General features: G+C 67.7%; 7 protein-coding genes. All 7 read right to left on the bottom strand.

From position 1 onward, the window contains the following. A partial coding sequence (locus BLW48_RS05500) for an electron transfer flavoprotein subunit beta/FixA family protein (protein WP_093173192.1) occupies positions 1 to 512 on the bottom strand: 512 nt, incomplete at its 3' end. 30 nt (positions 513 to 542) lie between these two features. Then, the gene (locus tag BLW48_RS05495; RefSeq protein WP_093173190.1) at positions 543 to 1,541 is read right to left on the bottom strand and encodes a Bug family tripartite tricarboxylate transporter substrate binding protein; all 999 of its coding nucleotides are present in this window, start codon (positions 1,539 to 1,541) and stop codon (positions 543 to 545) included. Positions 1,542 to 1,576: 35 nt separating this feature from the next. After that, positions 1,577 to 3,529, bottom strand: a complete 1,953-nt coding sequence (locus BLW48_RS05490; protein WP_093173188.1) for an acyl-CoA synthetase — start codon at positions 3,527 to 3,529, stop codon at positions 1,577 to 1,579. A 43-nt stretch (positions 3,530 to 3,572) separates the two neighbouring features. Next, positions 3,573 to 4,577 (bottom strand): Bug family tripartite tricarboxylate transporter substrate binding protein, encoded by a 1,005-nt coding sequence (locus BLW48_RS05485; RefSeq protein ID WP_093173186.1) that lies wholly within the window; start codon positions 4,575 to 4,577, stop codon positions 3,573 to 3,575. A 40-nt stretch (positions 4,578 to 4,617) separates the two neighbouring features. Then, positions 4,618 to 5,826 carry a CaiB/BaiF CoA transferase family protein gene (locus BLW48_RS05480; RefSeq protein ID WP_093173184.1) on the bottom strand — a complete coding sequence of 403 codons (1,209 nt, stop codon included), beginning with the start codon at positions 5,824 to 5,826 and terminating at the stop codon, positions 4,618 to 4,620. A gap of 70 nt (positions 5,827 to 5,896) precedes the next feature. Then, entirely contained in the window at positions 5,897 to 6,709 is an 813-nt protein-coding gene (locus BLW48_RS05475; protein ID WP_093173182.1) for an oxepin-CoA hydrolase, alternative type, read from the bottom strand. Beyond that, entirely contained in the window at positions 6,706 to 7,860 is a 1,155-nt protein-coding gene (locus BLW48_RS05470; RefSeq protein ID WP_093173180.1) for an acyl-CoA dehydrogenase family protein, read from the bottom strand. The genes BLW48_RS05475 and BLW48_RS05470 overlap by 4 nt, the downstream gene beginning before the upstream one ends.

Below are 7,860 nucleotides of genomic sequence, written 5' to 3'. Positions count from 1 at the left end.
GGCAGGCTCAGGGAGATGGTTTCCAGGCCGCCGTCGACTTCGCGGGTGACGGTGGCTTTGTCGCCAGCGACTTCGACCTTGGAGGCGAAGGTGGCTTGAGGCAGGTCAGCAAGAGCCGCCAGCATCTGGCCGGTCTGGTTGGCGTCGTCGTCGATGGCTTGCTTGCCGAGGATGATGAGAGACGGCTGTTCCTTGTCCACCAGCGCCTTGAGCAGCTTGGCGACGGCCAGCGGTTGCAGTTCTTCGGTGGTTTCCACGAGGATGCCACGGTCGGCGCCGATGGCCATGGCGGTGCGCAGGGTTTCCTGGCACTTGGCATCACCGCAGGAGACGGCGATGACTTCGGTCACAACGCCCTTTTCCTTCAGGCGCACGGCTTCTTCAACGGCGATCTCGTCGAAGGGGTTCATGCTCATCTTGACGTTGGCGATGTCCACTCCGGTGCCGTCGCTCTTGACGCGCACTTTCACGTTGTAGTCGACGACCCGTTTCACGGGCACAAGAACTTTCATGGCTGTTCCTTTGAATGACGAAGAAATGGATTACTCGAGCTTGGCGCCCGACTGCTTGATGAGCCGCTCCCACACCGGGCGCTCCGCCTTCCAGGTGGTGGCGAAGAGTTCGGGCGAGCTGTCCTTGATCTCGAAGCCCATGGCTGCCACACGTTCGCGCACGTCGGGCTGCTGCGTGGCCTTGCGCACTTCTTCGGCGATGCGGTCCACGATGGGCTTCGGTGTCTTTGCAGGGGCCGCGATGGCGAGCCAGCCCGTCACGCGGTAGGCCTCGTCCTTCAGGCCCTGCTCTGCCAGCGTAGGCACGTTGGGCAGCGTGCTCATGCGGCGCTCGCCGCTCACGCCGATGGCGCGGATCTTCCCGGAATCGATGTGCGGCTTGGCCACCAGCGCGCTGGCATAAGCCATCTGGATCTGGCCGCCGATCAGGTCCTGCATCATCGGCGCCTCGCCCTTGTAGGCGACGTGGTTCATGTCGGACTGCGTCGCCAGGCTCATGTGCGCGCCGGCCAGGTGCGGGTACGCGCCCACGCCGTACGAGCCGTAGGCCACCTTGCCCTTGTTGGCGGTGACGTACTTCAGCAGCTCAGGGCCGGTTTTCACGGGAACGCTCGGGTGCACCACCAGCACCAGCGGCGCCATCGCGATCTGGTAGACCAGCGTGAGGTCGCGCTGCGTGTCGTAGGGCAGCTTCTCGTAGAGGAACTCGTTGGTCATCAGCGAATTGCTCAGCCCCAGCACGATGGTGTAGCCATCGGGCGCAGCCTTGGCGACCGCGTCGGTGCCGATGATGCCGGCCGCGCCGGGCTTGTTGTCGATGATGACGGGCTGGCCCAGGCCGGCCGACATCTTCTGGCCGATCACGCGCGCAAGCACGTCAGTGGCGCCGCCGGCGGCGAAGGGCACGACCAGGCGGATCGGTTTGTTCGGGTAAGCGGTCTGGGCATTTGCTGCGGGCAGCGCGCACAGCGTGGCAACGGAAGCAGCGGCGCACAGCAGGGCGCGGCGGTTCGGAAGGCGGATGGTCATGGCTTGTCTCTGTCTCTCTGTCTTGGTTTCAAAAATCACTGCGCCCCGATGCGCGTCTTGAAGGGCAGCGGCTCCAGCGCCTTCTGCAGCCGCTCCTGAAGCGATGCGGCGAGCGCGCCCGCCGCCGCGCCGTCGATCAGCACACGTACGAGGCTCTCGCCATCGGTCTTGACGACGGGGCGCGCGGCCTCGGGCAGGCCGAGCGAAACGCACACCTCGACGACCGTCGAGCTCACCACCTGCCGTGCGGCCATCGCGCGCAGCTCGGGCTTGTAGATCTTTCCGACGTTGGTCATCGGCATGGTCTCGATCACCGACACCCACTTGGGCTTTGCGGGCGCTTCGTCCACGCGCTCGGCGGTGAAGGCCAGCAGCTCTTCTTCCGTTGCCGAGGCGCCGGGCACCAGCGTCGCGAAGATCACCGGCAGTTCGCCCGCATAGGCATCGGGCGCACCGACCGCGGCGCACAGCTGCACGGCCGGATGCGCGCCCAGCGCGTCCTCGATGGTCTTGGGGTCGATGTTGTGGCCGCTGCGGATGATCAGGTCCTTCGAGCGGCCCGTGAGGTTGAGCCGCTCTTCGCTGTCGATCCAGCCCAGGTCGCCGGTCGCGAGCCAGCCGTCGGCCGTGAAGGCCTTGGCGTTGTCGGCCGGGTCCACGAAACCAGAGAACACATTGGGCGACTTGAACAGCACCATGCCCTGCTCGCCGGGCGGCATCTCGCGGTCGCTGGCGTTGCCGTTCTCGTCGAGCGCCACCACGCGCATCTGCATGTAGGGCAGGCGAAAGCCGACGCAGCCCGCGGGCCCGTCGACGCCCGGCGGCGTGATGGTCGAGATGCCGGCCATCTCCGTCATGCCCAGGCTCTCGTGCACGTGCAGGCCGAACAGGCGCTCGAAGCGCGCGGCTAGTTCGGGCGCGAGCACGGCGGCGCCGGTGCGGCAGTAGGTGATCGATGAAATGTCTGCGCCGTCCAGCGGCACATTGGCCAGCGCCGCGAGCACGGTAGGCACGGCCGACAGCGAGGTCGGGCGGTACTTCGCCACCAGCTTCCAGTAGTTGGCCAGCACCTCCTTGTTGCGCAGCAGCGAGGGCGTGGGAATGATCACTTCCACGCCCGCCGACAGCGACGACAGCGAGGCCGGCAGCACGCCCGCCACATGGAACAGCGGGTAGCCGTTGATGGAGATGCCGTTCTCGTTCATGCCCGCGACCTGCACGCTGGCCCAGGCCGTGAACACCTGCGCGCCGTGGCTGTGGCGCGCGAGCTTCGGCGCACCGGTGGTGCCGCCGGTGTGGAAGTAGGCTGCGATGTCGGTCGGCGCGATGTCTCGGCCACTCACGAGGCGGTCGTCGGGTTGCGCGGCGCGCAGCACGTCGAACTCGGCGACTCCTTCGGGGAGCGTTCTGGCAGTGCCAGGCGCTTCATCGTGCGGCGCAACGCGCAGTACGGTGGTCAGCGTCGGCACCTGGCCGCGCAGGCGCATCGCCTTCGACCACATGCCCGATTCGCTGTCCGAGCCGTAGGCGATCAGCACTTTGGCGCGGCCCGCGGTCATCAGCGCAACCAGCTTCTCGTCGGTGAGCAGCGCGTTCAGCGGCTGCACGATGCCGGCCGCTTCGCCGCCCCACAGCGCGAGGTGGTACTCCAGGCAACCAGGCAGCAGCACCGCCACCGCGTCGTCAGGCCCCACACCCAGCGTGTGCAGCATGTTCGCGGTCTGGTGGATGCGCGCGAGCAACTCGGCGTACGACCAGCGAATGGGTTCGTCGGCCGGGTTGCCTGTGCGCAGGAAGGTCAGCGCCGTCTTGTTGCCGAAGGCATGGCCCGCGTTGCGGAAGATCTCGTAGGTGCTGCGCACCGTGAGCGCCTGCTCCAGCGGTGTCTCTTCGAGCTTGCGGATGTCGGCGAGGCTGCGAACGGGAAGGGCGGGGCGGAACGGCGCGCCGACCGGGGTGCTGTAGTTGTTGTCGTGCCTGGTTGTCATGTCTTGTCTCCTTGGTGTTGTCGCCCTGCCGGCGCGGCCAGTTTTACTGGTTCGTGATGTGGTTGTCGCGAATGACCTTGCCCCAGCGCTCGAAGTCCTCGCGCATGCGCACGCCCGTCTGTTCGGGCGTGCGGTAGGCCGAGAAGGTGCCGACGCTCTGGAGCTTGTCCTGCACTTCCTTGTCGGCCAGCGCGGTCTTGAGTTCGGCGCTCATGCGGTCGATCACCTCCTTGGGCGTGCCGGCCGGCGCCAGCAGGCCACCCCAAGAGGTTGCGTCGAAGCCCGGGAAGCCCTGCTCGGCCACCGTCTTCACGTCGGGCAGCAGGCTCACGCGCTGGCCGGAGCCGACCGCGATGGCGCGCAGCTTGCCGGCCTTGATGTGCGGCAGCACGCCCACGAGGTCGGAGAACATCGCGGGCACCTGGCCGCCGATCAGGTCGGTGACGGCCGGCGCGCTGCCGCGGTAGGGCACGTGCTGCATGTCGAACTTGCCGATGGTCTTCAGCTGCTCGGTCGTCAGGTGGCCGAAGCTGCCGGCGCCCGCGCTCGTGTAGTTGAGCTTGCCGCCTTCGGCCTTGGCCTTGGCGATCAGGCCCTGCACGCCGGTCACGTCGGGCAGCGACTTGGGGTTGACCACCAGCACGATCGGCAGGTCGTACACCGAGCCCACGGGCGTGAAGTTCTTGAAGATGTCGTAGCCGGTGGGGCCGTACAGGTGCGAGGCCAGCAGCGTGGGCGTGGCCAGCATCACGAAGGTGTAGCCATCGGGCGCGGCGCGGGCCGCGGCAGCAGCGCCCACGGTGCCCGATGCGCCGCTGCGGTTGTCGATCACGATGTTCTGCTTGAGCGCGACCGACATCTTCTGCGCCACGATGCGCGAGGCCACGTCGGTCGGGCCGCCGGGCGGGAAGGGCACGATCAGCGTGATCGGCTTGGCGGGCCAGGCCTGCGCGAAGGCGGTGCCGGCCACCAGGGGCAGGGCGAGTGCGAGAAGGGCGCGGCGAACGGGACTGCGAAGGGAACTGCGAAGGGAAGAAAAGGATGCCATTGGGTCTTGTCTACTTTGGAAATGCGGGCGCCTGTCTTCTTCAGACGACGCCACTTGTTTTGAGCGCGGCCAGCTTTTCATCCGACAGGCCGAGCAGGGACTGCAGCACGTCGTGCGTGCCTTCGCCCAATGTGGGCGGCGCGCTGCGCACTGGCAGGCGCTCGCCGTCGAAACGGTAGGGCGGCGCCAGCACGTTGACAGTGCCGGCCACCGGGTGCGGCTGCGTAGTCACGAGGCCGGCATCGGTCGCACGCTTCGATTGCAGCGCTTCGAGCAGGCCCAGCACTTCGCCGCACGGAATGCCCGAGGCGGTGAGCTTCGCGAGCAGGTCGGTGCGCTGGCGCTTGGCCAGCTCGGCGTGCAGCTCGGGCAGCAGTACCGCGCGGTTGGCCGAACGCAGGATGTTGGTCTTGAAGCGCTCGTCGTCAGCGAGGTCGGGACGCTCGATCACGTCGGTGCAGAAGCGCGCGAACTGCGCGTTGTTGCCCACCGTGATGACCAGCGGTCCGTCGGCCGCATCGAACACGCCGTAGGGCACGATCGATGGGTGCGAGTTGCCGTAGCGCGGCGGGTCTTCGCCCATCAGCAGCGCTTCGAGGCCGTAGTAGGCGGTGATCATCAGGCCGCAGTCGAACAGCGCCATCTCGACATGCCGGCCCTTGCCGGTCTTCTCGCGCTGGTACAGCGCCGCCAGGATGGCTTGCGCCGAATACATGCCGGTGAACAGGTCGACGGCAGCCACGCCGAACTTCAGCGGCGGCTGGTTGGCTTCGCCGTTGAGCGCCATCAGGCCGGCCTCGCCTTGAACGACGAGGTCGTAGCCCGGGCGTGCGGCTTCGGGGCCGGTGCGGTCGTAGCCTGAGATCGAGCAGTAGATGAGGCCGGGCTGCTCCTTGCTCAGTTGCTCGTAGCCCAGGCCCAGCTTGTCGATGCCGCCGAACTTGAAGTTCTGGATCACCACGTCGCACTGCTTCGCGAGGTCGCGCGCGAGCTGCTGGCCTTCGGGCGTCTGCAGGTCGAGCGTGACCGAGCGCTTGTTGCGGTTCACGCTGTTGAAGTAGGCGGTCTCGGTCTTGCCGACACGCAGGCCCCAGTCGCGCGTGTCGTCGCCGCGGCCCGGGTGCTCCACCTTGATGACTTCGGCACCCATGTCGGCCAGCACCATGCCGCACCAGGGGCCCGCGAGGATGCGGGACAAGTCGAGGACGCGCACGCCGGCAAGCGGCAGCGAGGAATTCAGCGAAGACATGGCAGCTCCAGAAGGACGAAAAACCTCCGCACCTGCGTGCAAGAGGTTGGAAGGGTGAGCACGGCGCGTGTCAGGACGCGTCCTGCTTCTGTCGGCGCAGCGCGACGAAGTCGGCCTTGCGCTTGCCGAGGAACGCGCCGATGCCTTCGGCCGCTTCGGCGTCCGCCTGCGACTCGACCATGAACACGGCCTCGGCGTCGAGCTGCTCTTCCAGCGTGGCGCGGTGTGCCTGGCGGCACAGCGTCTTGATGCGGGCGCTCGCGCGTTGCGGGCCGCTTGCCACCTTGGCTGCGAGCGCGATGGCTTCGGCCAGCGCCGCGCCCTTGTCGGTCAGGCGGTTGACCGCGCCCAGTGCGTGCAGGCGCTCGGCCGGCATGCGGTCGCCGGTGAGGCACATCTCCGTCAGCACCTGGCGCGAGACGAACTCCGAGAGGAATGCCGTGGCGCCGCCGTCCGGCGTGAGGCCGACCTTGACGTAGGCCACGGTGAAGAAGGCGTCGCGTGCCGACACCAGCATGTCGCAGGCCAGCGCCATCGACAGGCCCGCGCCGGCAGCGCCGCCTTCGACCGCCGCGATCACGGGCTTGCCGCAATCGCGGATCGCGCGGATCAGGTCATGCAGGCCTTCGAGCTTTTCGCGGCGTTCCGACGCGGGCAGCTCGCGGCGCTTGGCCAGCAGGTTGAGGTCGCCGCCGGAGCAGAAGAAATCGCCCGCACCGGTGAAGACGATGGCACCGACTTCGGGGTCGTTCTGTGCGTCGGTGAGCGCAGCCGAGAGCTCGGCGTACAGCGTCGGCGTGATCGCGTTGCGCGCGGCCGGGTTGCTGTTGGTGAGGATGCGTACAGCACCCTCCTGCGAGATCAGCACGGTCTTGTCCGTCATGCCGCCAACTCCTTGCCGGACTCTTTGCCAAGGGCAATGTAGCGCTGCAGATGATGGTCTTCGTCGCCCAGCTGGTGGTCGATCATCACGAGGCGCTTGGCGTAGTGGGGCATCGGCAGCTCCCACGTCATGCCGATGCCGCCGTGCATCTGGATGCTTTCTTCCGCCACCAGCGCGCCAATGCGGCCGATGCTGAACTTGGCGGCCGACAGCGCACGCTCGCGCGTCAGGCGGTCGCCGGTGTCGATGGCTGCCGCTGCGTTGATGACGGCCGAGCGGGCCTGTTCGATCTCGAGCAGCAGGTCGGCCATGCGGTGCTGCAGTGCCTGGAAGCTGCCGATCAGCGTGCCGAACTGCTTGCGCGTGCGCAGGTACTCCAGCGTCGCGGTCTTGGCCGCTTCCATCGCGCCCAGCGCTTCGGCGCACAGCGCGAGCACGCCGCGGCCGATGGCGCGTTCCAGCGTAGCGTGGCCCTGGCCTTCGGTGCCGAGCAGTGCATCGGCGCCCAGCTTTACGCCGTCGAACGCGAGTTCGGCGACACGGCCACCGTCGATGGCGGGGCAGCCGCGCACCGTGAGGCCGGCCGTCTTCGCGGGCACGAGGAACAGCGAGATGCCGGCTTCGTCGTCCACCTTGCCCGAGGTTCGGGCGGAGACGAGGAACAGGTCGGCCTGCTCGCCCTGCGGCACAACGGCCTTGGCGCCGTGGAGCACCCAGCCATCGCCGCTGCGCTCGGCCTTGGTGGCCACGCGCGTGCGTTCGTAGTGCGTGTCGGCCTCGTCGTGCGCAAAGGCCGCGATGGTCACGCCGTTGATGATGTCGCCGAGCTTTTCCTTCTGCGCGTCGCTGCCGGCGGCGCTGATCGCCTCGCCGACCATCACCGCGCCCAGCAGCGGCTCGACCACCAGGCCGCGGCCCAGTGCCTCGAAGACCACGGCGATGTCGAAACCGCCGCCGCCGAAGCCGCCGTCGGCCTCGCTGAACAGCGCGCCGATCACGCCCAGTTCGGCGAACTGCTGGAAGATTTCCTTGCTGAACCCGTGCTCCGATTTCGCGATGCGGTCGCGTGCGTCGAACGCGTACTGCTCGGCGATGAAGCGATTCAGGCTGTCGGCGAGCATGCGCCGGTCTTCGGTGTGTTCGAAGTTCAT

The sequence above is a fragment of the Variovorax sp. YR266 genome, assembly GCF_900107295.1.
Lineage (GTDB): Bacteria > Pseudomonadota > Gammaproteobacteria > Burkholderiales > Burkholderiaceae_C > Variovorax.
This window is presented reverse-complemented; position numbering and strand designations above follow the sequence as displayed.

What these genes read in the sequence shown, in the direction of transcription:
- BLW48_RS05490 (WP_093173188.1), bottom strand. Translation starts at nt 3,529, where the DNA reads ATGACAACCAGGCACGACAACAACTACAGCACCCCGGTCGGCGCGCCG.
- BLW48_RS05495 (WP_093173190.1), bottom strand. Translation starts at nt 1,541, where the DNA reads ATGACCATCCGCCTTCCGAACCGCCGCGCCCTGCTGTGCGCCGCTGCT.
- BLW48_RS05475 (WP_093173182.1), bottom strand. Translation starts at nt 6,709, where the DNA reads ATGACGGACAAGACCGTGCTGATCTCGCAGGAGGGTGCTGTACGCATC.
- BLW48_RS05470 (WP_093173180.1), bottom strand. Translation starts at nt 7,860, where the DNA reads ATGAACTTCGAACACACCGAAGACCGGCGCATGCTCGCCGACAGCCTG.
- BLW48_RS05480 (WP_093173184.1), bottom strand. Translation starts at nt 5,826, where the DNA reads ATGTCTTCGCTGAATTCCTCGCTGCCGCTTGCCGGCGTGCGCGTCCTC.
- BLW48_RS05485 (WP_093173186.1), bottom strand. Translation starts at nt 4,577, where the DNA reads ATGGCATCCTTTTCTTCCCTTCGCAGTTCCCTTCGCAGTCCCGTTCGC.